The organism is Alkalicoccobacillus plakortidis (assembly GCF_023703085.1).
Taxonomy (GTDB): Bacteria; Bacillota; Bacilli; order Bacillales; family Bacillaceae_D; genus Alkalicoccobacillus; species Alkalicoccobacillus plakortidis.
The window spans coordinates 59735-84290 of record NZ_JAMQJY010000004.1 but is presented as its reverse complement, the minus strand read 5'-3'; the positions used below and the strand labels follow the sequence as shown (position 1 = coordinate 84290).

Annotated in this window: 24 protein-coding genes; 6 read left to right on the top strand and 18 right to left on the bottom strand. The window is 35.7% G+C overall.

Annotation, left to right across the window (positions count from 1 at the left end):
* Positions 1–71: 71 nt before the first annotated feature.
* Positions 72–812, bottom strand: coding sequence for an oxygen-insensitive NADPH nitroreductase (nfsA, locus tag NDM98_RS19810; protein WP_251611396.1), 741 nt, complete (start codon positions 810–812; stop codon positions 72–74).
* Positions 813–956: 144 nt separating this feature from the next.
* Between nfsA and NDM98_RS19805 the strand changes: the two genes are divergently transcribed.
* Together NDM98_RS19805 and NDM98_RS19800 are read left to right on the top strand one after the other, a co-directional pair.
* Positions 957–1256: a Gfo/Idh/MocA family oxidoreductase gene (locus tag NDM98_RS19805; RefSeq protein WP_251611272.1), complete on the top strand. Its 300-nt coding sequence runs from the start codon at positions 957–959 to the stop codon at positions 1254–1256.
* 37 nt (positions 1257–1293) lie between these two features.
* Positions 1294–2061 (top strand): Gfo/Idh/MocA family protein, encoded by a 768-nt coding sequence (locus tag NDM98_RS19800; protein ID WP_251611271.1) that lies wholly within the window; start codon positions 1294–1296, stop codon positions 2059–2061.
* A 544-nt stretch (positions 2062–2605) separates the two neighbouring features.
* Here NDM98_RS19800 and NDM98_RS19795 read toward each other — a convergent pair.
* From NDM98_RS19795 to NDM98_RS19780, 4 genes are all read right to left on the bottom strand, one after another.
* Positions 2606–2998, bottom strand: coding sequence for a hypothetical protein (locus tag NDM98_RS19795; RefSeq protein ID WP_251611270.1), 393 nt, complete (start codon positions 2996–2998; stop codon positions 2606–2608).
* A 24-nt stretch (positions 2999–3022) separates the two neighbouring features.
* Complete coding sequence (locus tag NDM98_RS19790; protein WP_251611268.1) at positions 3023–4066, bottom strand: flavin-containing monooxygenase; 1044 nt, start codon at positions 4064–4066, stop codon at positions 3023–3025.
* Positions 4067–4321: 255 nt separating this feature from the next.
* Positions 4322–5413, bottom strand: a complete 1092-nt coding sequence (locus tag NDM98_RS19785) for an ABC transporter permease (protein WP_251611266.1) — start codon at positions 5411–5413, stop codon at positions 4322–4324.
* Positions 5410–6117, bottom strand: coding sequence for an ABC transporter ATP-binding protein (locus tag NDM98_RS19780; protein ID WP_251611264.1), 708 nt, complete (start codon positions 6115–6117; stop codon positions 5410–5412). Before NDM98_RS19780 ends, NDM98_RS19785 begins: the two co-directional genes overlap by 4 nt.
* Before the next feature lie 719 nt (positions 6118–6836).
* Between NDM98_RS19780 and NDM98_RS19775 the strand changes: the two genes are divergently transcribed.
* Complete coding sequence (locus NDM98_RS19775; protein WP_251611262.1) at positions 6837–7721, top strand: GNAT family N-acetyltransferase; 885 nt, start codon at positions 6837–6839, stop codon at positions 7719–7721.
* A 278-nt stretch (positions 7722–7999) separates the two neighbouring features.
* Here NDM98_RS19775 and NDM98_RS19770 read toward each other — a convergent pair whose 3' ends face one another.
* The 4 genes from NDM98_RS19770 to NDM98_RS19755 form a co-directional block, all read right to left on the bottom strand.
* On the bottom strand, positions 8000–8269 hold the full coding sequence (locus NDM98_RS19770) for a hypothetical protein (protein WP_251611260.1): 270 nt from the start codon (positions 8267–8269) through the stop codon (positions 8000–8002).
* A 922-nt stretch (positions 8270–9191) separates the two neighbouring features.
* Positions 9192–9866, bottom strand: a complete 675-nt coding sequence (locus tag NDM98_RS19765) for an SDR family NAD(P)-dependent oxidoreductase (RefSeq protein WP_251611258.1) — start codon at positions 9864–9866, stop codon at positions 9192–9194.
* On the bottom strand, positions 9832–10053 hold the full coding sequence (locus NDM98_RS19760) for a hypothetical protein (RefSeq protein WP_251611257.1): 222 nt from the start codon (positions 10051–10053) through the stop codon (positions 9832–9834). Before NDM98_RS19760 ends, NDM98_RS19765 begins: the two co-directional genes overlap by 35 nt.
* 117 nt (positions 10054–10170) lie before the next feature.
* The gene (locus tag NDM98_RS19755) at positions 10171–11430 is read right to left on the bottom strand and encodes a cytochrome P450 family protein (RefSeq protein ID WP_251611255.1); all 1260 of its coding nucleotides are present in this window, start codon (positions 11428–11430) and stop codon (positions 10171–10173) included.
* 139 nt (positions 11431–11569) lie between these two features.
* Between NDM98_RS19755 and NDM98_RS19750 the strand changes: the two genes are divergently transcribed.
* Positions 11570–12157 carry a TetR family transcriptional regulator gene (locus tag NDM98_RS19750; protein ID WP_251611253.1) on the top strand — a complete coding sequence of 196 codons (588 nt, stop codon included), beginning with the start codon at positions 11570–11572 and terminating at the stop codon, positions 12155–12157.
* A gap of 341 nt (positions 12158–12498) precedes the next feature.
* Here the strand turns inward: NDM98_RS19750 and NDM98_RS19745 are convergent, their stop codons facing one another.
* Positions 12499–13410, bottom strand: coding sequence for an MFS transporter (locus NDM98_RS19745; RefSeq protein WP_308807784.1), 912 nt, complete (start codon positions 13408–13410; stop codon positions 12499–12501).
* Positions 13388–13942 (bottom strand): MFS transporter, encoded by a 555-nt coding sequence (locus tag NDM98_RS24325; protein ID WP_307728908.1) that lies wholly within the window; start codon positions 13940–13942, stop codon positions 13388–13390. Before NDM98_RS24325 ends, NDM98_RS19745 begins: the two co-directional genes overlap by 23 nt.
* Positions 13943–14126: 184 nt before the next feature.
* Here NDM98_RS24325 and NDM98_RS19740 point away from each other — a divergent pair, with 184 nt between their 5' ends.
* Positions 14127–14714: a TetR/AcrR family transcriptional regulator gene (locus tag NDM98_RS19740; protein WP_251611251.1), complete on the top strand. Its 588-nt coding sequence runs from the start codon at positions 14127–14129 to the stop codon at positions 14712–14714.
* A gap of 206 nt (positions 14715–14920) precedes the next feature.
* On the opposite strand, the gene NDM98_RS19735 is transcribed toward NDM98_RS19740, so the two are convergent.
* Genes NDM98_RS19735 through NDM98_RS19720 form a run of 4 tightly spaced genes read right to left on the bottom strand, consistent with a single transcriptional unit; the run spans position 14921 to position 19746 of the window.
* Positions 14921–15133: a fibronectin type III-like domain-contianing protein gene (locus NDM98_RS19735; RefSeq protein ID WP_251611249.1), complete on the bottom strand. Its 213-nt coding sequence runs from the start codon at positions 15131–15133 to the stop codon at positions 14921–14923.
* Between the two features lie 13 nt (positions 15134–15146).
* Positions 15147–17381 (bottom strand): glycoside hydrolase family 3 protein, encoded by a 2235-nt coding sequence (locus NDM98_RS19730; RefSeq protein WP_251611247.1) that lies wholly within the window; start codon positions 17379–17381, stop codon positions 15147–15149.
* A 47-nt stretch (positions 17382–17428) separates the two neighbouring features.
* Complete coding sequence (locus NDM98_RS19725) at positions 17429–17725, bottom strand: hypothetical protein (protein WP_251611245.1); 297 nt, start codon at positions 17723–17725, stop codon at positions 17429–17431.
* 17 nt (positions 17726–17742) lie between these two features.
* Entirely contained in the window at positions 17743–19746 is a 2004-nt protein-coding gene (locus NDM98_RS19720) for a glycoside hydrolase family 2 protein (protein ID WP_251611244.1), read from the bottom strand.
* Positions 19747–19916: 170 nt separating this feature from the next.
* On the opposite strand from NDM98_RS19720, the gene NDM98_RS19715 reads away from it, so the two are divergent.
* On the top strand, positions 19917–21155 hold the full coding sequence (locus NDM98_RS19715; RefSeq protein WP_251611243.1) for a helix-turn-helix domain-containing protein: 1239 nt from the start codon (positions 19917–19919) through the stop codon (positions 21153–21155).
* A gap of 56 nt (positions 21156–21211) precedes the next feature.
* Here NDM98_RS19715 and NDM98_RS19710 read toward each other — a convergent pair whose 3' ends face one another.
* The 3 genes from NDM98_RS19710 to NDM98_RS24320 all read right to left on the bottom strand — a co-directional run bounded on the left by NDM98_RS19710 (position 21212) and on the right by NDM98_RS24320 (position 24554).
* Positions 21212–22729, bottom strand: a complete 1518-nt coding sequence (locus NDM98_RS19710; RefSeq protein WP_251611242.1) for an MFS transporter — start codon at positions 22727–22729, stop codon at positions 21212–21214.
* A 359-nt stretch (positions 22730–23088) separates the two neighbouring features.
* Positions 23089–24051 carry an MFS transporter gene (locus NDM98_RS19705; RefSeq protein WP_307728907.1) on the bottom strand — a complete coding sequence of 321 codons (963 nt, stop codon included), beginning with the start codon at positions 24049–24051 and terminating at the stop codon, positions 23089–23091.
* Complete coding sequence (locus NDM98_RS24320) at positions 24036–24554, bottom strand: MFS transporter (RefSeq protein WP_307728906.1); 519 nt, start codon at positions 24552–24554, stop codon at positions 24036–24038. The genes NDM98_RS19705 and NDM98_RS24320 overlap by 16 nt, the downstream gene beginning before the upstream one ends.
* Positions 24555–24556: the final 2 nt, after the last annotated feature.

The following is a 24556-nucleotide window of genomic DNA, read 5'->3' as shown; positions in this document are numbered from 1 at the left end:
TTTATTGTACTAAGTTCATCTATATTGTCTTCTATAAATGAAGCAAAATCAAATATAGATCGATATTCTTCTTACTTCTTAGCAAAACCTTGTTTATTTAAATACTCTTTCATAAACGTTAGTGAGCTACGCTCTAAATGATCTTGTATATGATCGGACCATCCTTTGACTGTTCGTGCTGTAAACGGTGCTCTAGAAGACCTATTTTCATAGTAGTGTTTCATGTGTTGATCGTAAATATCAAGAGAATCTTTGTTTAATGGCTTATACGTATTTTCAGACATCACTATCTCTTGAGGTAATTTAGGCTTAGAATCGGGCTTTTCCCCTTTAGGATGACCGATACACAGACCAACCAATGGAATAACGTATTCGGGAAGTTCTAGAAGGTCCGATAGCTCTTGTATATTCCCTCTAACAGCACCAATGTATACTCCGCCTAACCCTAAAGATTCAGCTGCAGTTAGTGCGTTTTGAGCCATGATGCCAGCGTCAAATGTTCCGATTAATAGATATTCTATATAAGACAAATCAACACTAGGAGCCATTTGATGATTGCGATTAAAGTCTGCACAAAAGATCCAAAATTCTCCTGCTTCTTCGATATATGGTTGGTTAAAACAAAGATTGTTTACTTTTTTGCGAAGCTCCTGATCAGAAATTCGAATAATAGAAACGGTTTGTAAAAGACTAAAAGAAGAAGAATGGCTTGCAGCTTGGAAGATCGTGTCCCTTTGTTCATTGGATACTGGTTTCTTTTCAAAAGAACGAAATGACGAGTGATTCTTTAACAAGTCTATTGTGCTGTTCATAATTGTTTCGCCTACTTTCATACGTTTTCGTTCTTAAAGGATAGAATGAATTGTTCATAAATTAAAGAGGGCAATAAAAATGTACACAGTACAAAAGAATGTACATTCGTTTCCCACAACAAAATAAGAAGGAGTTTTTTTAAAATGAATAATAAATTACGCGTAGGCATTATAGGTGGGTCTATTAATAACGGGTGGGCCAAAGGAACGCATATTCCTGTAATCGAACAACTAGATGACCTTGAACTCAAAGCTGTTAGTACGAGTAATATGAAAAGTGCTGTAAAAAGTGCTGATGCTTTTAAAGCTCCGTATGCTTTTGAAAATGCCGAACAATTAGCAAAAGAAACAAATGTTGATATGGTAGTCGTTAGCATTAATGTTAAAGAACATTATGATGCAGTAAAAGCAATTGTTCCAAGCAACCAAGCCCATTTATTGTGAATGGCCACTGGGCTCAAACACTAACGAAGCCTTAGAAATGCAGGAATGGGTTGAATCGGGAAATGTACCCAATGTCATTGGATTGCAGTCGAGGCAGTCTCCTACTATTAATTATGTAAAAGATTTACTAGCTGATGGCTATGTTGGAAACGTTTTGTCAGCCAACTTAAAGATCTCGATTGATGCTATGGGTGGAGTGGCTGATGGGGCTTCTGCTTACTTATTTGATAAAAAGATAGGTGGCAACCTGTTGACTATCGTAGGTGGACATAATCTTGATGCTTTTACTAATATGGTTGGAGACTTCAAAGAACTTTCAGCAGTTACGGCACAACAATTCCCAGAGGTCGAATTAACAGATGTTCAAAAAACAATAAAAAAAGATACCGATGATCAAATCATAATCTCAGGGAAGTTAACCAATGGCGCAACTGCTAGTGTTCACATCCAGGGAGGTGTTAAACATCAAAATGGTTTAACATTAGAGATTTTTGGAGACGAGGGAACAATCACACTCAATGCCCCTGCTTCTATTCAATTTGGATTCCATCAATTACGAGGAGCAAATTCTACTGATAAAGAACTTCAGGATTTAAGCATTCCGGATCATTACTACTGGGTACCGGATTCTCTTAAAAATGATACAGGAATGATTCTTAATGTGGCTCAAGCACATAGTAAGTTTGCTAAGGATATCTCTGAAGGAACTTCAAGTCTACCTACTTTTGCGGATGCAGTGAAGCTTCATCAACTTCTAGATACAATAGAGACAGCTGCAAAAACTGGAGAGCGTCAGTATCTATAAATGCTCTTATGTACTTTAGTTTTGTAGAAAAGGTAGAATATCAAAAATAACCCCGTAATACTATTAAGTTATACGGGGTTATTAATTATTTTGGATTTAAAGATGAGGTTAGTCCTATATTTCTTCGCCTAACTATTTATCATAAACAGGGGAATTGTTAATTAACGCTTAACTTTCATATAGTTTCAATCGTTCTAGCTATCACCGATTTTTTCATAAGATTCTTTTCGAGTTTCTGTTTGATCTTCAGGATCAATAAATGAGATACTAATATATTTCCCTTCATCATAAACGACATTCGCATTTTCTATTATTTCTTTTTCTTTTACCGATTGTTTAAAATATACAGAATCCTCTCGATGGAAATCAATGACACAGTCAATTTTTTGATCAAATTCTCCACTTCCACAATCGTTGTAAAGATTTGGTGAGGAACTTTAAGTACCTACACCCTAATTTTAAATATAAACAAACTATAAAACACGAACATAAAACAATGCACTTCTATAATTCGGTAATCAACCCTTGATTTTTGTCCTGTATCTTACCCTTCTACCAATGCATAATAATAATGTGTTTCTCCGTTATCTTCTACAATTAAAACATCATCTCTTTCTTTTGCTTCAAAGATCATCGAACCTACTGATAACTTATTTGCCATTTCATTTGAATAATCATAGTTTCCTTCCGTTGCTTGTTCTTTTATTTCTCCCACTTGATCGCCTTTCGTTAACGTTAATTCATCTACCCAATCAACGTTCGTGTTATATATAGTTCCATAGTACATCAAAATATCAGCTTCTGAGTTTTCTTTAAGAACTTCTTCTGCTGTCGGATTTTCTTCACTGTTTGAAATGGTCACTGGCTCGTTGTTATTAGTACAGCCTACGAATATAAGTGCTAATCCAATATAAAATACATTAATCAGTTTTTTCATATAGCACCTCTATTAATCAGTTTTTTAACTCTTCTGTCTTTTTATCACAAGTTGCGCAACATAATTAGCGTCTTTTTCTACTCCATAAATTAAAGCTGAACTTCTTCGACTCTGCCAACTAAGTCCTATAAAGTAGAGTCCTTTAACCGTTGACTCACCGAATGTATGAACAGGCTTTCCTTTTAAGTCAATGACTCCTTCGATATGAATCCAATCATAACGGTTTCTATAACCCGTTGCCCATATTATAGAATTTATCTCTATTGGTCGATCTTTCTGGAAATAGGCTTTTCCTTGCTCCATTTTCATTAGTCTACTTACCCTTTTAACTTGTTTCTTTACACGTTTATAATCGTTACCGATAATAGGGTCTCTTTTCTGTAGAAACTTTCCGACCAATGAATGGGGTGTAGCTTTAGAAATTCCAAGTACGTCAAGCCACCAAAATAAACTCTTACCTACTATTTGATTGGGGATATTTTTAATTTTTTTACTACTAGAAAGAATGACATCATGGGAATGGCTTAACTCTGCTGCAATTTGTACTCCTGTATTTCCACTGCCTACAATTAATACCTTTCCCTCTGGCACTTGATTAGAATTCTTGTATTCTGATGAATGAATCATAAAAGGGATCGTCTGGTCATGAATGTTAGGAATAAAAGGGTCATGAAATGCTCCCGTAGCTACGACTACTTGATTAGCAACATACGTATTTGATTCAGACTCTATACTGAATGTATTATTTTTGTTCTTTGCAACACTCCACACCTTTTCATTGTGTTTAATAGATAAATCATTTTCCAATATAAACTTTCGCATATATGAAGCAATCTCGCCTTTACTAGGAAATCCTTTGGGCTCTCCCTCTATATTATATTCGTACAAAGAACTATAATTCCTTGGTGTAAATAAGGTTAGTGAATCATATCTCTGTTCCCATGAAGCTCCTGGCTTTTCATTTTCATCAAGTATAATGTAGGGAGTATTTTGTTGCTTTAGTGCATAAGCCATTGCCAACCCAGCTTGACCGCCACCAATAATCAATACTTCATATGTATCTATCATTTAAACCTCCCTGCCAATAACATTCAAACGCATGTTTTAATATTAGAATGTATGACAAGGATGATATTGTCAATATCTAATAATAAGATTTTAACTGTACAGTTATAAACAAAAAAGCACCAAAGCTCTAAAAGCCTTGGTACTAATGGAATGCGGCCCGGAGGAATCGAACTTCCACGGGTTTAACCTCATTAAGCCCTCAATGCCGAGGAAACGTGTTATCTTCTGCAAACACCCACACTACTTACATACACGTTACTGAAAAAAGAATTTCTGAATGAATACAACAAACATAAAAATATATAATTGAATGAAAATACCTCTCCTTTTAATGTGCTTTTCCGCATCGTTTATCATTTGATCATTAATAGGAAAGTGGAGTGGGATTAATTCTTTTCCTGAGCCGATCCCTTGCGAGAATTGCAATGTATTAAAATAAATCAATACAGCTAACAGTGGAATAAGAATGAATAAGCTCTTAAAATAAATGATCAGAAAGACTGTTAAGAGTATCACTCGGACAAAGTTTCGACTGGTCTCTGTCCCTCTTACTGTTGATCGCACTAATAGGTAGACTATTGGATTCTCATCTTTTTTAAAAAAGGCTAACGGTATAATACTTTTAAAAGATGACTGATTTGACTTTACATCTATAAGACTACTTAAAAAAATCTGAACTACTTTTCTCGTTTTCTCTTCAGACTTCATTAGTCTCTTCCAAGAGTGAATAGGGAAAATCCTCATTCTACTATAGAGTATGCCAATAAGTATGATACCTATCATAACGGCAATACCAAAGATGATAGGTGCTTCAAGCAATAAGAGAAAACCAACGCCAATACAAGCATTGTTAAGTACAAAGAATAACTCTGTTTTTTTTGTACTCGTGCTAATGATCATAACTAGAGACAGAATATGCAAAACACCTATGAGTTGTATGAAAATAAAAAGAGTCGCCAGTTCGCTTATACTTAAACTAAGTGCGTATAATAAAAACAAGGTAAACAAAGTAGCCTTTATCGATTGAATGATCAGGTTATAAAGTAAACAATAAATAAAATAACCTTCCATCCCTTTTACTTTAGGAGCTAAATAAATCTCATCATACTCACTAATAAAACTAATGATGCCTCTATTAAGTGTAAAAAACAGAAAGAGACCGGTAAGAATGAAAGATTTATAGAACGAATGAAGATTGCCATCTTGTAGTACCATAATAACGACATACATCAATAACATAATAAAGGGTATTAACGCAAACACACCACTATGTCCCAACACTTTAACAAGAACTTTACTGTTTTGTTGCATGGAGTTCTGGAATCGTTCAATAAATAAATCCTTCATCTTTTATCCTCAATGATGGAAAAGAAAAGATCATCTAACGTCACATCTTTCATATGATCAGCAGACAGGTAAGGACTATCATTAAAAAACTTTTGGTGCCCTTCATGTAAAACAATCACCCTATCACACAAGCTTTCCGCTATATTCAACATATGAGTTGAAAGGATAATTCCGACACCATCTTTTTTGAGTCTAATAAGATCCTCCATAAAGTATTTTAACCCTCGTGGATCTAAACCCATAAAGGGTTCATCAATAACAAGAAATATTGGATTTGAGATCATTGCACTAATAATTGAAACCTTTTGTTGTGTACCTTTTGATAAAGCGTAAGGATATTTGTTCATGTGGGTTCGAAGTGAATATCTGTCTATTAAACCATTTAAGTAATCGTCATTTTCAATTTGATAAATCCTCTTTATAAATTCAAAATGTTCCTTAACAGTAAGGTTTGGATAAAGATGAGGTTTATCAGGAATAAGAGCAAGTTTGTCTCTATGACTATACCAATCTTGCTTGTTAATCGTGACATCTCCATCCATAGGTTTTAAGGTGCCTATAATGTGACGAAGGGTTGTGCTTTTTCCTGCTCCATTCAAACCGACTAAACCTATGATTTCTCCAGTTTGAATATCAAACGATATGTCTCTTATGATTTTCCGAGTAAGATATCCACCACTAACATGGTTTAAGCTTAAAATCATCTATATGACTCCCTCATTGCTTTATTTAATGATTGTGATTAGGCTACCTCAGTTTTCTTATGTAGTTAATCATTTCAACAACCACTTCTTTTTTTCCTTCTCAAAAATATAAGTATTTTCTCCTTACTTATCTTATGGAAAGAGTAATTTTTCCACATTTATATAATCCCAAAATTTTAAAAGTACCAATGCTCCAAAAGCTTTGTCACTAAATGGATGCGACCCAGAGGATTCAAACCTCCATGAGTTAAACCTCACTAAACCCTCAATGACGCGGAAACAGATGATAAAAAATTCATCATTCAGACGATGTAAAACTAAAATAATATTAGCTTGAACCATCCTCTATTTACATTTTAATATCTATGCTATGATGTTGATAATCAAACAACAAGGAGATTAGACAACGATGCTAAAACTTATTATCGCAAACTAGATTCTATGAATTTAATAGGGGTTTCATCTATAAATTTCTTAAAAGGAATTTGTAGATTATTAATGTTACCCTTTTGCGATAAAAGAGAAGCAAATATTGTCTAACGATGAGTGTATTAAATGATACTACTAAACCTTTTGAGGAAGTAGTTTGTTATTTTACACACCAAAAGACTTTATGAGTTTATTCTCATGAAGTCTTTTTTGTTATTAAGAAAAGGAGTATTACAAATGATTTATAAATTCTAAAACAACTAAAATAAAATTTTCAGGAGGAATAAGTGATGGAGAATTTAAACTTAGTAACTGGTTATCGAAAGGACGAAAAACTTAGAAATAGCTTTAATCATTTAGCACAGACAACGTTTCAAATTGATTTTAGTAAGTGGTTTAACAAAGGGTACTGGAATGATAAATATGTTCCTTATTCATTTGCTAATAATGATGGTGATATCATTGCGAATGCTTCAATCTTTAAAATGAACATTGTAATTGATAATGTGTCACATAACGCCATTCAAATTGGAACTGTTATGACTGATGCTCGATATAGTAATAAAGGTCTAGCTAAAATACTAATGAATAAAATAATAGATTCTCAGAAGGATGATTGTGATTTTTTCTACCTTTTTGCAAATGAATCTGTCCTTGAATTTTACCCTAAATTTGGCTTTTCCAGAGTTGATGAAAGTGAATATAGTTTAGTGGTTACTAACAGTTCCTTAAAAGGAGCTACTAAAAATAACGTAAGAAAACTAAGCGTTGATACTGATATCCGTTTACTTGAAGCAATCACCAAGAATCGCTACCCAAATAAGAGTAAAATCAATGTAATAAATAATGAAGAGCTATTGATGTTTTACTTTTTAGTTATATTCCCTGAATCGATTTACTATATTTCAGAATTAGAATCCGTTGTTATAATGGAACATGAAGAGCATACACTGCATATTTTCGATATTATCTCAACCAAAGAACTAGACATTTCCGCGGTGTTAGATAACGTAATAAATGAAAAGATTGAACAAGTTATATTTCATTTTGAACCAGACAATATTAAAGGTTTACAAGTTAAAAAAGTTCAGTCAGATGATGATGCACTATTTTATTTGTCAGATTCCCCTCTATTAGATGGTCATTTCAAATTCCCTATTACATCGCACTGTTAAAGTCTAATTTTAGTCCTCAATCATTGAGGACTTTTTTCTAGTTACAACTTCAAACTGTCATAATGTGATATTCTATATATATAAATACCAAAGCCTCTTAAAGCGCCTCAGTACCTTATGTTTCTTATACATGCGGCCCGGAGCAGTCGAACCTCCACGTGTTTAACCTCACTAAGCCCTCAATGCCGTGAAACTTGTTATTTCCTTCAAACTTGCGTATTCCCTACACTCAATTGCACCATTTAGATAAGTGCTGTGCTCGAAAAATAGACCTACATTTATTTAGGTTCAATGGTTTCTAGAATACCAACTCTATCTTTGTCACTCTTATACGAAATAAAATATTCTTCCTTTACTTCAATAAGATTAAACACATTTTCATCTACTTCTAGTGTATAGATCTCTTCACCTTGATTTTTAACTTTAATGTAAAAATCACTATCATCCTTAAACCTTTCTGTGATTTCTACCATTGCAGATCCACTTATATCATAATTACATGCAACCAGCATTAAGATAGGTAATAATAAACTTATTTTTTTCAACACGTTTTAATTCCTCCAGACTTCACTTGAAATTACCATTATATATTGATTTCAGCTTTAACTAAATTTAAAAGATTATTAAATACGCTAAATGCTAATTTTTAAACAAAGAGTGTTGCTTCGAAATAATAACGAGGAGAGATATTAAAATGTTCTTAATTCTATTCACTTTCATTTACTGCGCATCGACCTGGGTACTAAATATAGATTATGGACCTGCTTTAGGGTTTTATATTATAGGTCTAGGATTTGCTAAAGGGTATCGTACAAAAGAATTGAAAGATGTTTTTAACCTTACTGAAACTAAAGAATTATATAAGAAAATTGGGTTTAAAGATTCTTTTATAGAATATTTGTCTCTAAGCTTAGTTTTTCTAAACTCAATTGTAATCAGTAATCCGGATTACAGTGCATTTGAATACTTCTGGATTTTTTGTCTTACTACTGCCGTATTTCGCTTTATATATTGGGGAGTATCGAACGCAATTAAGAATGGAAATTAATACAAAATAGAAAATCAGGACCATAATAATGCTAGAGCTTTACTAACAGGGTGGGTTCCTGGTCCTATTACCAAAAATAAAAAAAGCACCAAAGCTCTGAAAGCCTTGGTACTACTAGTATGCACCCCGGAGGACTCGAACCTCCACGGGTTTAACCCCAATAGCCCCTCAATGCAGTGTAGGTGTTATCTCATTCAAATACCAACACTCATTTCCGACAGAGGTCATCTCTTTTTCCTGCTTGATTTAAAAGGAATATGACTATTAAATATTCTATTCCTTACCGATAATTCTTCCATTAGATTCTATCAGAGCTTTATACCAATAGAAGCTTTTCTTTTTATACCGATTTAAAGTTCAATAGATATTTCAATATTATTTTCTTCAAAAAATCTATTGGCATAACTAGGGTACGCCCCTTTTTAATGACTATTACCACTAATGTTTATATGCGCACCACCATCAACCGGAATGCTTGCTCCATACATAAAATCAGCAACCTTCGTACAGAGCATGAAAATCACTCGTGCCACATCATCAGGTGTTTCGCTCATCGGCATATTAATGTGTGCCATTTTAGCACGTGTTTCTTCGTTTTCCGCTCCACGGACATTAAGCATGTTTGCTCCAATCGTGTTCATTGCTCCTGGAAGTACCATATTCACATTGATGCCATAAGGCTTAACCTCACGTGCAAATGATCTCGCAAAGCCCATAACACCGGCTTTTGCTGCAGCATAATGATTGAGGATACCAAGAGGAGGCTCAGCGTTTGTTGATGCTGCTGATCCAATAGGCACGATTTTGCCGCCATTGCCAAGTTGCTGCATCATCTTAGCTGCGCTGCGACATGTGTTGAAGGTTCCAGTTAAAACCGTATCGATTGTGTACCGCCATTCTTCATCTGTAAGCTCCAAAGTCGGATAATAACTCCAGCAAGCAGCGCTGTTCACGCAGATATCAAGGCCACCATATTGTTCAACTGCAAATGTCATAACGGCATCCATTTCCTTAGAACTTTTTACATCTGCTTTAAAAAATATGATGTTTTCTCTTCCTAATTCATTTAGGGCTTCTACAGCTTGAGCGCCAAGCATCCTCATCAAAGTCTGTAAGTACTACTGCAGCTCCAGCTTCTGAGAGTCGATTTGCTACAAGAAAACCTAGGCTACCTGCACCACCCGTTACAACAGCAACTTGGTCAGTAAGGTTAAGTAGACCGGACATAGAGCCAGCTTCATTTGCATATTTTGATGTCAAACCTATAAAAGTTTCTTTTTCCATAATTGTTTCACGCCTCCGACTCTATCTATTAGTAAAAAATGATAAGCTTTTTCAAAATAACATTCGAAAAAAATAACTGAGAGAGCTTAACATCATTCATGGTTGAACCAATTAAATTTAAAATGAAACAGGTAAAGATTCAATACTTTGTGAAGAAATAGAGAATTGCCAATTTACCTCTTCGGGTGGGATGCTAAGCTGCAAATTTGGTAATCTACCTAGTAAAGTTGTAAAGGCTATATCTCCCTCTACACGAGCTAAAGGAGCTCCAAGACACATGTGCATACCAAAACCAAAGGCTAGGTGACGATGAATATCACGGGTGATATCAAGTCCATCTGAATCATGGAACTTTTCCTCATCACGATTTGCCGATTTAACCATTATCAGAAGCATATCTCCTTTTTTAATGGATTGACCAGCTAATTCTAGATCTACCTTAGCAAATCTAGGACCAACACTGGTTGTGGGACCATTAAATCGCAGCAATTCTTCTACAGCCGTTGGTATTAGGCTCAAATCAGCTTTCAATTGATCTAGCTGTTCCGGGTGATCAAATAACATCATCGTGCCTGTTGCAATTAAATTCGATGTTGTCTCATGGCCTGCGAAAATGAGTAGAGTGATCATAGAAATTAACTCATCTTCGTTTAATTGTTCGCCCTCTTCTTCTATTTCTATTAGTTGACTTATTAAGTCATCAGCTGGTGTTATACGTTTTCTTTCTACAAGCTCCTTAGTGTAAGCACCAAACTCTTTTAAGTGTTTTTGAATACCAGGATCTTGTTTCCCCCAACCTAATCCTTTTGCGATGGCAGAAGACCAGATTTGTAGGTTTGCCCTGTCTTCCTTAGGAACACCAAGCATCTCGGATATTACGTTGATTGGCAAAGGGTACGCATAATCTTTAACAAGGTCCATTCTGCCTTTATCTTTAACTTGATCAATTAATTCATCTGCTAATTCCTGGATACGCGGGCGTAAACTCTCCATGTATTTTGGAGTGAATGCCTTTGAAACTAATCTGCGTAACCTTTTATGATCGATTCCATCAATAAAGAGCATTGATTTTCCTGTGAAAAAGGTGTCAGGACTTGAATTTTTCTCGGTCAATATGTCTTCTCTGAACCCGCTATCACTTTCAATAGATGATGGGTCAACTGTAAACGACTTAGCATCTTTTAACACCTGAGTAGCGATATCCATTTTAGTTATCATCCATGAATTCCCTACTGATTCCCCCAATGGGTTTCTGACTGAAATGACTGGTCCCATCTCTCTGAGTTGCGCAAAAAGAGAAAAGGGACTTTCTGTAGTCTGTCCACTTAAAAAACCTAAAACTCTCTCCTCAACTGAAACGTGAGCTTCATGATTCATCTTTTCTTCACCCTCTCTGTCTAATTAACAAGTTCGTTTAAAAAAGAAATTGAAATGTGATAGAGTAAGCATTAATATTAAGCTTATTAAAATTATAGTGTCACACTGTGACATAAGTCAACGGAGGAAAGATGTAAAAATGAATGAGAGTTATGGTATTCATAATTTAAGTCTAAGGGAATTTAAAAAAAGAAAAGCTCAAAATGATATTGAGACAGCCGCACTGCGTTTATTTCTAGAAAAAGGATATGAAAATACATCAATTAAAGATATTACAGATGAAGTCATGATGTCCTCTCGGACTTTCTTTCGATATTTTGCGTCCAAAGAAGAGATTCTTACAGGCTCACCTATAACGACTAAAGATGAGCGATTGCAGCTAATTCAATCAAGTAGTGATTCTCTTGATCAGGCTCTTCAAACGATCTTTTCCGTGCTCTCAGAGAAGTATGAACAGAATAAAGAAAATCTGATGATCCGATATCATATCTCAAAGCAAGCCGAATCTATATCATCTTTGTTTCTATACAAACTTTTAGAACCAGAAATAGTGATCTGCGATGACCTCTGCATTTCCTTTAAAGATACCGATAAAGATCACATTCGTTTCCAAGTCGCAATTCATATGGCTGCTTTTCGAGTTTCTGTAGAGATGTGGTTGGAGAATAATGAGAGAGAGGAATCTCTTAAGACTTTATTGTTTTATCATGTTAATCAATTTAAATAAGGTCAAAATAATCATCTTCTAAATACATCCCTCGGAATAGAGGTTGGGACAGAAGTATATAAGCATGAATAAAAGACGAATGATCCTAGCTTGGATCATTCTTCTCTTCGTGTTCTTACATAACTCGCGTAGGAGAACCCGAGACTCCTGTGGGACAGCACGAGCCAGACCGACAGTGAAGTGACACTTTTCCACTTCAAGGGCTGAAGCTAAGGCCGTGCCCATGGAAAGCGAGGGATTCTCCTGTAGCGAATTTTCTGCACCGTTCGTGTTTCTAGAGAAGATTTTAAGTTTTGTTCCTGCCTCCAGTTCCTTTTGCATCATGCCTTTTTATCTAGAGATTAGCCTTCTCTAATTTGTTTATCATTACCGATGAAGAATGATAATACTAAGCTAACCACTCCAATAACAACAATGACAAAGTAGGCATCGTTTACACCTTGAATAGAAGCCAATGTCATTAAATCAGCTTGCCCATCTTCAGTCGAATCAGTGAGATTGAGAAGGGTATTAGTCGTACCGATCGTCATCACAGTTACAAGTAAGGACGTCCCTAAAGCACCTGCTACCTGCCTAACGGTATTCCATATGGCCGAAGCATGAGAGCTCAAGTAAGTTGGTATTTGATTTAACCCAGCTGTCTGTATGGGTGTAATTAATAGAGCCATACCAATTCGCCGACCAGTTGACATCAGAAGAAGGTAATAGTAATCGGTTGAGCTTGTTAATACCGTAAACGGAATAGTAGTCAAAATGGTTATGAGTATTCCAACAATCGTAATCCACTTTGCGCCAAATCGATCATAAATCTTTCCGGCAACCGGACTAAGTAAACCCATTAAAATGGCTCCGGGTAATAACAGTAATCCTGCTTCCATTGCAGAGTAACCTCTTGAACTTTGAAGATAGAGAGGTAACAAAATCATATCTGCATACATGATAATGGTAATACCGATATTAATAATGTTAAACAAAGTGAATTTTCCATATTTAAATGTACTTAAATCAAGTAGTGGATCTTTTGAAACTAACTGTCTGCGAGTAAATAGAGCAATGGCTATTAACCCTATACCTAGAGAAGAAAGGACGATTAAGCTTGACCACCCTTGTTCACCAGCCACACTAAAACCGTACAAGATCCCTGTGAAACCAACAGTTGAAAGGATGACGCTTCGAATATCAGCCTTAGCTTTGGATGTCTCTGATATGTTTCTTAGATAAAAATAGCTACTAATAATAATGATAATGATCACAGGTATTAGACTGTAAAACATGGCTTGCCATGAATATTGGTCTAATACATAACCAAGCTACAGTTGGTCCGATTGCTGGAGCAAAAAGAATGGCTAGTGAAACCATACCCATTACTGTGCCTCTTTTAGATGGAGGATAGAGTGTTAACACCACATTATATAATAAGGGGATGATGATTCCTGCACCAATTGCTTGAATTAAACGTCCACTTAAAAGAAGCGGAAAGTTTATGGCTACAGCTGATATCGTTGTACCAAATAGAAAAATAATCATTGAACTCATAAAGAGTTGCCGAGTTGAGAATCGTTTCATAAAGAAGGCCGTAATTGGAATAAGTACCCCATTTACTAACAAATATCCTGTTGTTAGCCATTGTGCAGTAGATGCTGAAATCTCTAGGTCTTTCATTACCTCTGGGGTCGCCACACTCATGATCGTTTGATTTAATGCCGTAAGAAAAGTTCCGAGTATCATGATCATAACGATAACGTTCTTTTTTAAAGGCACATCAGAGTTCATTTCTTTCTTCAATGTATTTCAAATCCTTCCTACTACAATTAATTTACTTAATGTTGTATAATTTACATAGTGTAAATTATATTCGCTGAAAGGTCATTCATCAAATAACAATCTTCTTCTTTATGTAAGATAAATAACAAGTGTATACAGAAACGTCATTTAATTTTTTGTTTTAGTAGAAAAGAGGAGTAATAACATGAAATTTGAAAATAATTATCCGGATCTTAGAGTGAGACGGACGCGTAAATCACTTAAAGATGCTTTAATCGAATTACTACAAGAGATAGAAATTGAAAAAATAACCGTAAATACATTAGCGAAACGAGCAAATATTAATCGGGTTACGTTTTATTCTCACTATAAAGATATTCCAGATATGCTAGAAAAACTGGCTCAAGATATGATTGACCAAATATCTAAAGATTTAGAAGATAAGACCTCGTATAAAGATGATAGTCATAATACAAATTGGCAACCAATGATTAATTTACTTGAACATATTTCTAGCCAAGCCGTTTTTTATAAAGTTATATTAGGAACTAGAGGGGTACCATTATTTAAAAATCGTCTAATAGAATTCTTAATTAATAGAATCGTTTCGCAGATCGGAGAAAGGAGAGAGGGATCATTTATTACGAAAACCGGTGTGGAAGAGGAGGTTTTAGCCTGGTATGATTCATCGGCTATAATAGGGACCATCATTGCGTGGCTTAACAACGACATGCCTTATACACCTAGATTCCTAGTGGCACAATTCTCAATTATTCATAATAGGACGATATGATCTAAAGATGGATTATGATGTTACTTTAAAGCATTCATTTCATAGAGGGGGGAGCTCATTCTCACCGCATACCGGATAAACTCTGCTTCCGTGCAGACAAAATTGTCCAGTTTCCTCATAGAAAAAGGCCTTACAATGACGTGTCAAACGACATCATTGTAAGGTCCTTATTTTGGATAAAAGAGGTGTGTTCTAGGCCCTTACTATTATCTTATCGTTACTTCTGACGAAAACACTTTTCGATCAATCTTAGTTTTTTCTCCTATTATGTTAAACGTATCTACTAAACGAATGTCTTCTGATGAAGCGCCAACGTATACTTCCATCTTACCTGGTTCAACAACTTGCTCCATATTTATGTCATGGAAGGCTAATTGTTTCATATTAATCGTAAACGAGACTTCTTTCGACTCATCCACATCAAGATGAACTTTAGCAAAGCCAAGCTAGCTGTTTAGTAGGTCGGGCAACCTCACTGAAACAGTCGCGAATATAGATTTGAACAATTTCATCACCTTGATTATATCCAGTGTTTGTTATGTTAAAACGAACATGAAGTTCACCATCTGATGCAACTTCTTTATCTATTTCTAAGTTACTATATTGATAAGAAGTGTAGCTTAGACCATGTCCAAAGGGATACTGAGGCTTATTTTTATCATAATCAATATATTCAGCCCAGTCGTTTATCTCTAAATAAAATGGAGCTCGGCTTGCATACATTGGGATCTGACCTTTATCCTTAACGATGGTGACTGGCAATTTTCCGCTTGGGTTTACTGCGCCAGTTAACACATTAACTATTGCTTTTGCTCCTGCTTGTGCGGGTAACCATGAGTAAATGACCGCTTGACTTTTTTCATTGATTGTTGAGTTTGATAGAGGTCGTCCATCAACGACAACAGTAATGACTGGTTTATTATGTTTAAATACTTCATCCATCATCTCAATCTGTGGCTTCTCTACATCAATGTGAATATTGTCTTTATTTTCTCCAGAGGTTGCATCAGGAGCACGCATGCTTTCACGCCCACCAAGAACGGCAATGACAATATCAGCTTGCTGTACGACTTTCTGGACCTTCTCTAATCCACCTTGAATAGATGTATTGATCTCACAACCTTTTTCATAGACAACATTCTCTAGGCCTAACTCTTCTTCAAGTACCTCTTTAACTGTGCGGCAAGAGGGATAGAATAACTCAATAAATTCTTCCATTGTTTTGTAAACTTTATTTGAAGTTCTTCTTCTTTTCTTAAGCATCGTAATAATGGCTTCTTTTTGCTCAGGAGAAGGTTGATCATCAAACACGATCCCTTGTTCTTTTAGCATGTCCCGATGTTCCGTCACAACTGTATCATAGGCCATCTTAATAAAGTTATCGTCCTCAGATCGATCAAAATCTCCGGTTGTTGTGTCAGCTGAACCGAGTGATGAATACCCTCCAAAGAAGTTAACGACGTTTGCGGCAGATGGACCTATAACTGCAACTTTCACTTGCTTTTTTAATGGTAGAACATCCTGCTCATTTTTAACAAGCACGATTGATTTTTCTGCAATCTCTTGTGAAAGAAGTTGATTCTGTTCTTTCTTTATCTCTTCTTGGAAATTCCCTACCTCATATGGTGATTCAAACAACCCTAATGCAAACTTAGTTTCTAAGACTTTTCTAACAGCACGGTCTACATATTCTTCATCTAAATCCCCTTGTTCTATAGCCTCTTCAAGATACTGAAAGCAGATATTATTTGGTTGTTCAACATCCATCCAAGCTTGAAGAGCCATAATGGCTGTTTCTTTTCTGCTCTCTGCTACACGATACCTGGAATGAGCATGACTCACACTTCCATAATCCGCAACGACTACGCCAGAGAACCCAAGTTTTTCTTTTAATATATCTGTTAATAGCCACTTGGATGTAGATACTGGTTGTTCATTAACGATCCCATAACTATTCATAATTCCCATGACATGCCCCTCATGAATAGCCGCTTCAAAAGGGAAGCAATACGTATCTAGTAGCTTTCTTTCTGCTAGTTGTTGTTCGCCGCCATTCCTTCCACCCTCTGTATTGCCATAGCCTACAAAATGCTTAGCTGCAGCCATTACTTCTTGCTCACCTTGCACCCCTTTAACATAAGCGGTCCCCATTTGAGCAACGAGGTAAGGATCTTCCCCATATGTTTCCCCGATTCTGCCCCACCTTGGGTCACGTCCAAGATCAAATAATGGAGAGTGAACGGCTCTTATACCAAACGCCATTAGCTGTTTTTTTACAACTTCCCCCATTTTTATAGCAAGTTCTGGTTCCCACGTAGAAGCTACATTCATTGATTGAGGAAAAGTGGTTGCTCCTGGGATTTGAGCCCCTGCGATCCCTTCATTATGAATCAGTACCGGAATACCTAAACGTGTCTCATTAACGAAGAAGGATTGTAGCTTTTTTAACGTTTCCATATCTTTCTTATGATCACCTGTTTGAGAACTATTTAAGAAGCTTAATGTTCCTACGCCATCTAGGTATTTCTTACTTACGTTTTTTAGTGGATCATCCTGTCCATGGTTAACAAGTCCAAAAAGCTGAGACACTTTTTCTTTTAATGTCATTCGGACAAGTAGATCTTCTACTCGAGATGTAATTGTTTCTTGTGGGTCTTTATAGATCATGATAGGGCCTCCTACTTAAACTTCATCTAATTTTCCATAGTTATTATCTAATCTTTTTTAGATTTAATCCTAGTTAATTTGTGATTTAATCGATTTATTTTCGCTTCTGTAAAGACCAAACCTTCACTGTCCATGGAAGCTAGAACATCTACTTTCATATTCTTCATCATTCCATACATAGGTAGTTCAGAAAGATCACCTAAGACTTTTACGACACATTGTTTGGTTTCATCATTTTCCATGAGGTCTGCTAGTATTTCTCGTGATGAATAGACCCCTTCACCAATTACAGCTTTTTCTAGCGGCTCATCATTTTCATCTGACTCTACAAACCAGTTCGCCACGACCGAACCGACATCTTCTACTGGTGCTTTATAACTTTTGTTTGCTGTGAGTACTTTCTCATATAGAAGACTTCATCTTTGTACTCTTCATTATTACTTATTCCAACAATCTTAATGTGATTAAGCTTCTTAGTTAATGTAATACCTTCAAAAACTGCTACTTTTCCTTGTACGGAGAATGTCTCTGTTTTCTCTCCGTTTATCATTAAAACCACTTCAGAGAGATTGGTATAAGCTTTTATATTAATAGTGTCTGTTGCTCTTTCTACATACCTTCTTCCTGTAATATGAACAAACGGCTGTTTTGACCAATGTGCCTTATAAATGTAGAAAGCATCTTTTTTTATCTTGCGGTCGTAAGTAACAAGACCCTTGTTATTTCGTCCTTTGACGCCACCTTCATCACGAATATTTGCGCCAAAATCAAACATATTCCATACATAGGTGGACCATAAGTATGGTCGATCGGCAAAGATATCTAACACTTTTTCATGATAGAGCGCATGATATTCTTCTGAATAATCCTTTACTACCGGATTATCACTGTGATAGTCAATAATTCCTTCAGCACCATACTCTGAAATGCCTAGACTAGTAGTTGGGTTTTTGGCACGAAATAGATCAATCCAGTCTGCAAAATCTTCGGCTTTCCCTGTATACCATCCATAATATTTATTGTAACCAATAATGTCGGTCATAAAGTTATACTCGTCTTTTTCATCTACTAGAAACAGATTAGCCATCGTTGTTAAACGAGTCGCATCCTCTTGTTTAGCCAAATCGTTTAACTCTTTTACAATCTGACGAGCCTCTTTATCTCTCTTACTGTCAATTTGAATTTCATTTTGAATGCCCCAGAACATAATGGATGGGTGGTTATAATTCTGTCGTATCAGCTCTGTTAATTGTACCTTTGCATTTTCTCCGGTGAGATCTGTTTCAGATACCTGAGTAATAAATGGAATCTCTGCCCAAACGACCATTCCTTCTTGGTCACACAAATCATAAAAATAAGAATCATGTTGATAATGAGCTAGCCGAATGGAGGTTGCACCTATGTCTTTGATAAGCTCCATATCATCTTGTTGATCCTCTTTGGAAATGGCCCAACCTTTGTCTTTTCGGTCTTGATGACGCGAAACACCATTTAGTCGGTGTGAATGTCCATTTAAATAGAATCCTGAATCTGGGTCAACATGGAAGTAGCGTAGACCAAATGGAACAGAGAGTTCATCTACTGTATCATTATGTTTTTGCAAAGTAATCTTTGCTTTATACATATGAGGATCTTTGATCCCATTCCATAACCTCGGTTTTTCAATTCTCATGTCTAGCTCTATGACCCTTGTCTCCTTGCCATCTAGAATCACCTCAGAAGCACAATAGCTCACTAGGGTTTCGTCTTGGTCATAAACTTCAATCCATAACCTTACTTTTTCCTCTTCTGATAAGTGGTTGGTGATAATTGTTTTAAGCTTAATGTCGGCATTCTCAGATGTCACATCTTCCTGCACAATGTAGGCACCTTGAGAGCCATAGTCCATGAGATCAACGTGAGTGGGGTTCACAACAAGTAAGTTTACATCTCGATAAATGCCACCAAAAAACGTAAAATCAGCTCTTAATGGGTAAATATCAACAATTGCTGAATTATCAACTTTCACTGCAAGTATATTTTCTTCTCCAAAACGAAAATGATTTGTAAGATCAAAACGAAAGATTGAATACCCACCACGGTGTTGCCCAAGGTATTCTCCATTTAAATAGACATCGGTAACACTATTAGCTCCTTTAAATTCAATAAACACCGATTTTTCTTGATCTTCCTTAGGTAAAGTGAGAGACTTTGCATACCAATATGCTCCTCGATCATATTCCTTGCCAGTTGTACCATCTATCGCATTCCAAGTATGAGGTAACGAGAGGGAAGACCATGTTTGGTAAGTCGACATCACTTCTTCAATTTGAGATTCTTGGCGAGAGAAGGTCCAGTTTGGGTTTAAATTAATTATTTTTCGCATATTCATCCTCCTAAGATCACGTTGAAAAAAACTATCAAGCGCTTTCATTTTCCTGTTGTACTAACGTGTTATAGATCCCATTTTATCATTTATCAGGTAGATCTTTATGGAAACCTCGTTCTATTTTTAGTAATATAGAAGTAATATTAGTTCCTAAAATCAAGGAGTTGATGGTCCTGGATGTCCATATACAGATGATAAAAGACAAGTGTGAGCTGATTTGCAATACGTTTGATATTGCTGCTTTTTTTGTCACTCCAGATAGTAAAGTGCTGAAGGTACTATCTAAGAAATCTCTAAATCCCTTATATGATAATGAGAAAAAGAGAGCAACAAATATCTTAAAATTCGATGCTAGCCAGATATATACGACACCCATCATTCGAAAAACAGCTTACTTTGAGAAGTTTATTATAGTGAGTGTAATGGTTGAAGATTCATTTATTGGGAATGTAATTATAGGTCCTGTGACCACATCGTTTGTGAGCAAAGAAAATGTTAGCGGTTTAATTAAGGATGAGCAAACGTTTGCTAATCGAGAAGAGGTCTATCGATATTATCAATTAATCCCTAATATAACTTTAGATAAGCTCATAAACATGAGTGTTTTAATTAACAACTTGATTAACGGTAGTTTCATTTCGCCACAGTTAATTTTAGGAAACAATAAAGAAGTCATTACTCCTATCAATGATCATGCGCCACTATTTATTGATGAGGAGGCAAGCCCTAGTGCTCCACCTTTTCGTGACCGATTGTTTGAGAAAGAAATTCTGTCAATTGTGGAGGGAGGAAGAGTCGATGCACTTGATAATCCCTTTTTTCTTAAAGAGGAAGGTTCTGCATCTGTTTACTCAGAGGCAGGTTATCTTCGATCGTTAAAGACTCATATGATTACATTAATTACGCTCGTAACCAGAAGTTCAATTAATGGAGGGCTTAATCCAGAAGAGGCTTTTCGTTTGAATGATAATTATATTAAAAAACTAGAAACACTACATCACGTAGATGACGTTAAACGAATGTCCAAGGAGATGCTCTATACATTTACTAATAAAGTTAAGCAAGTGAATCATGAACATTATTCAAAAACGGTTAGTAAGTCTGTTGATTACGTTATACGTCATTTGTACTCAGACATTGCGCATGATGATATCGCTAACTATGTAGATTTAAGCCCTAAATACTTATCGGTCTTATTTAAAAAAGAAGTAGGGATGTCTTTAACAGACTATATAAGATTCAAGCGAATTGAAGAAGCTAAAAGGTTACTTGAAAATACCCAAGCCACCATTCCTGAAATATGTGCCTATTTAAGCTTCTATGATCAAAGCTACTTCACAAAAGTTTTTAAAAAGCTGGTGGGTATGACGCCAAGGCAGTATCGAGAAAAACAGCATCTTACATAACATGATAAAAGGTTCTGAAAATCTAAGTGATTTTCAGAACCTTTTGCGTGATCTATTTATTTTGCTAATAAGTCAGGATCATCCGTGTTACCCTTGCTTCTTTCTTCTAATATTTCTTGAATTTCGACCATACGTTCCTTATTCAGTTCGTAATATTTCATGACAATGAGTGATAGTGTCCATGAAATAATTAATATTCCAAAATTCAGAAACATCGTCATCCAAAAAATCTTTTCAGTATAAGGAGTGTCTACATCAGGAAAAGCGGTTCTAAAACCAATAAATGCAAGTAATAAGCCTATCACGGTCTGTTGCAATGAAGAGACAGCCTTGTCGATAAACGTATAAATGGCAGAGACTAGTCCTGGTGCGTACCGATTTGACTTATACGTATTATAGTCAACTACATCTGCAAGCATAGGTTGAACAAATGAAGAGCTCACAAATCTCACAGCACCACTAATCGTAAACAGAGTGATAAATGCTAAGGTCATGAATCCCATATTGTCCATTCGAATTTGCGTTGGATCGCCTAACCATAGTAGTAAGAATAGTAACCCATAACTAATTAAACAACCCCATGTTGAAAGGACATAGCCTTTCTTCGAACCAAACTTCATGGCGTAACGTATGCCAAAGAATAAGACTAGTATGTTTGGTATCGTAGCTAATGATTGTGTTATACCTAACATTGCGTAGTTACCGATGACAATTCCGAAAAGCATAACATTAGCTACTACATTCCCAGATACTTGTAAACTCAATTTATCAGTAGCCATTGTTACAACAAATAATTGCAATGGGCGGTTCCCTTTAAGCATAGGCCACAAGTCTCTGAATTTTACACGTTCTGTATTTTTTCCTTCTCCAAAATTTTCGATTTTGTCTTTTGAACGAATGGCTATAGAGGATAATCCATATCCAATTGCTGTAATAATAAGTGTGAAAATTGTCATCTCATGAAACAATTGCACATCACTAAAGCTATATTTTCCTGTTAAATAAACAGTTAGAAAAAGAGTTACTCCAGAATAGAAAAGCATGGAGTAAATCATGTTTAATCCTCCAAAAACAGGACGCTGCTGAGGATCATTGGTAAGAAGGTTATTCCCTATATTTCCCGCTATCCCTGATAATGTATATCCAATTATGAAGACGATATATAATAGGATAAAGTAAAAGAGTTTAAAGCCATCCGCTACTAAATGGTTCGTAAAAAATAATAGGACGGTTGCAAGAGACATTGTGAAATAGGCACTTGCGAATAAAATTCGGATCTTACCATATTTTCCTTTTGTTTTATCAATAATAAGTGCAATGAGTGGATCTGTTATACCATCAAAAATCCGAGAACCTGAAATGATATAGGATGCAACGACCGTACCAAGCCCCACAATTCCTGCTGCATAATAAGATACTAATGTCATCAAAAACATAAATCCATTATGGCCAATAGAAAAGGTAGGATACATGAATAATTCCCACGTTTTTGCTCTGCGGAATTTTTGCTCTCTTTCTGCTCTCTCTAATGCTTTTTGTTCTTTTTTTGCCCTTTTTATTTCTTTCTTATCCATATTTAACGCCCCTTTCAAGTGCTTTATGATTTTTTATTTATCTGCATAAGAGAGCGCTTTCATGCGAAGGGAATTGAAATTCTTTTCATAATACTGAGCTAGATTAGATCGCGTGAAAATGTTTATGTTAGCGCTTACTTACTAAAAAAAGTATATCAGTAGATCCTTTTCTTGTATGGTGTAATAGTAAGGTTTTTGGTGTATTTAGACTATTTATAAGTAATAAGAATGACTAATATGGTCATTCTTTATTTTAATTATGTTATGTGTGATTAATGGAAGGCTCAACTTCATAAATGAGAGGTTGAGCCTTTAATTTTTTAATGTAACGATTGAATTGATTAAAGCCACATATTAAATCATGCGCTTATTTTTTCCTTACGTTTCTTACCTTTGCTTTGTTTTGTTGGTTGTAAAAATAAGGCTAACAAAAATGCTGCGGCAGAAAAGAAAATGGTCGTAAAAAAAGCATCGTTAATGCCTGAAAGCATAGCTTGATCGATTAGTTGGACATTTTGTTCATTTGAAGAGGATGTGTTTAAGTTAGTAAGATGAAAATCTGTTCGATTGGACATGATCGTTACCAACAAGGCTGTGCCAATAGCTCCAGATACTTGCTGGAAGGTGTTACTCATTGCTGTTCCATGTGAATAATATTGCTTTGGTAATTGGTTGAACCCAGTAGTGGCTACAGGCATCATGACCATTGAAATTCCTAACATCCTTATTGTGTTAAGCACGACCAAATGAAGATACGACGTTTCGAAGGTTAATTGACTAAAATAATAACTCGTTATGGTTATAATTGATAAACCAATAAGAGCTAAAATCCTTCCACCATACTTATCAAATAACCTGCCTACAATAGGTGAAGTTAGTGCCAGCATAATGGCACCTGGAACCATCATTAAGCCTGCATCAAATGAAGGGATTCCTCTAAGATCAATAAAATAAATAGGCACTAGTATCATGGATGAAAACAGGGTCATAGCTACAATCATAGAGATGGAAATGGCTATCGTGTACAAGGGGTATCGAAATACAGTGAAATTTAACATGGGCTGCTGTTGTTTTTGTTGACGTAAAATAAAACTTATTAAAGAAAGCACACCAATACATATCATTCCATATACACTTGGATGACTCCAACCACTATTACCTGCAGAACTAAATCCATATAAGATACTACCGAATCCAATAGTAGAAAGGACTAGTGATAAATAGTCCAGTCGTAGATTCTTATATTCTTTTTTATCTTTTATAAAGAAAAAACCTGTGATGAAGATCAACATTGCAATGGGTGCTACTAATAAAAAAAGCATTCTCCATTCAAACGATTGAAGAATCCAAGCCAGAGGCTAGAGGACCAACGGCTTGGTGCCCCCATCATGACTAAGCCAGTAATCCCCATGGCTCTACCTCTTTTTTCAATTGGGAAACTCACTAGCATGACATTCATTAATAATGGGGACATGACAGCTGCACCCGAAGCCTGAATCATTCGGCCAATTAAAAGAATAGAAAAGAGGTGAGAGGTCCAAGCGACCAGTGTACCTACTATAAAAAGCCCAATAGCAACTAAAAATAATTTTCTAATCGAGAACTTCTGGATTAGAAATGCTGTCACAGGAATAAGAACGCCATTTACTAACATATAACCTGTTGTTAGCCATTGTGCTGATGCTGCATTAACATTTAGATCGCTCATAATAAAAGGAATGGCAATTCCGAGTAATGTATTATTTAGTAAGGCAATGAAGGCACCGACTAACAATACAGCAATCATTTTATATGGTGGACGTGATGAATTAATTGAATCAATCATAA

Excerpts from the sequence above, each read along its gene's own strand:
- nfsA (WP_251611396.1), bottom strand. The coding sequence starts at position 812 with ATGAACAGCACAATAGACTTGTTAAAGAATCACTCGTCATTTCGTTCT.
- NDM98_RS19805 (WP_251611272.1), top strand. The coding sequence starts at position 957 with ATGAATAATAAATTACGCGTAGGCATTATAGGTGGGTCTATTAATAAC.
- NDM98_RS19800 (WP_251611271.1), top strand. The coding sequence starts at position 1,294 with ATGCAGGAATGGGTTGAATCGGGAAATGTACCCAATGTCATTGGATTG.
- NDM98_RS19795 (WP_251611270.1), bottom strand. The coding sequence starts at position 2,998 with ATGAAAAAACTGATTAATGTATTTTATATTGGATTAGCACTTATATTC.
- NDM98_RS19790 (WP_251611268.1), bottom strand. The coding sequence starts at position 4,066 with ATGATAGATACATATGAAGTATTGATTATTGGTGGCGGTCAAGCTGGG.
- NDM98_RS19785 (WP_251611266.1), bottom strand. The coding sequence starts at position 5,413 with ATGAAGGATTTATTTATTGAACGATTCCAGAACTCCATGCAACAAAAC.
- NDM98_RS19780 (WP_251611264.1), bottom strand. The coding sequence starts at position 6,117 with ATGATTTTAAGCTTAAACCATGTTAGTGGTGGATATCTTACTCGGAAA.
- NDM98_RS19775 (WP_251611262.1), top strand. The coding sequence starts at position 6,837 with ATGGAGAATTTAAACTTAGTAACTGGTTATCGAAAGGACGAAAAACTT.
- NDM98_RS19765 (WP_251611258.1), bottom strand. The coding sequence starts at position 9,866 with ATGCTTGGCGCTCAAGCTGTAGAAGCCCTAAATGAATTAGGAAGAGAA.
- NDM98_RS19760 (WP_251611257.1), bottom strand. The coding sequence starts at position 10,053 with ATGGAAAAAGAAACTTTTATAGGTTTGACATCAAAATATGCAAATGAA.
- NDM98_RS19755 (WP_251611255.1), bottom strand. The coding sequence starts at position 11,430 with ATGAATCATGAAGCTCACGTTTCAGTTGAGGAGAGAGTTTTAGGTTTT.
- NDM98_RS19750 (WP_251611253.1), top strand. The coding sequence starts at position 11,570 with ATGAATGAGAGTTATGGTATTCATAATTTAAGTCTAAGGGAATTTAAA.
- NDM98_RS19740 (WP_251611251.1), top strand. The coding sequence starts at position 14,127 with ATGAAATTTGAAAATAATTATCCGGATCTTAGAGTGAGACGGACGCGT.
- NDM98_RS19730 (WP_251611247.1), bottom strand. The coding sequence starts at position 17,381 with ATGATCTATAAAGACCCACAAGAAACAATTACATCTCGAGTAGAAGAT.
- NDM98_RS19720 (WP_251611244.1), bottom strand. The coding sequence starts at position 19,746 with ATGCGAAAAATAATTAATTTAAACCCAAACTGGACCTTCTCTCGCCAA.
- NDM98_RS19715 (WP_251611243.1), top strand. The coding sequence starts at position 19,917 with ATGGTCCTGGATGTCCATATACAGATGATAAAAGACAAGTGTGAGCTG.
- NDM98_RS19710 (WP_251611242.1), bottom strand. The coding sequence starts at position 22,729 with ATGGATAAGAAAGAAATAAAAAGGGCAAAAAAAGAACAAAAAGCATTA.
- NDM98_RS19705 (WP_307728907.1), bottom strand. The coding sequence starts at position 24,051 with ATGCTTTTTTTATTAGTAGCACCCATTGCAATGTTGATCTTCATCACA.
- NDM98_RS24320 (WP_307728906.1), bottom strand. The coding sequence starts at position 24,554 with ATGATTGATTCAATTAATTCATCACGTCCACCATATAAAATGATTGCT.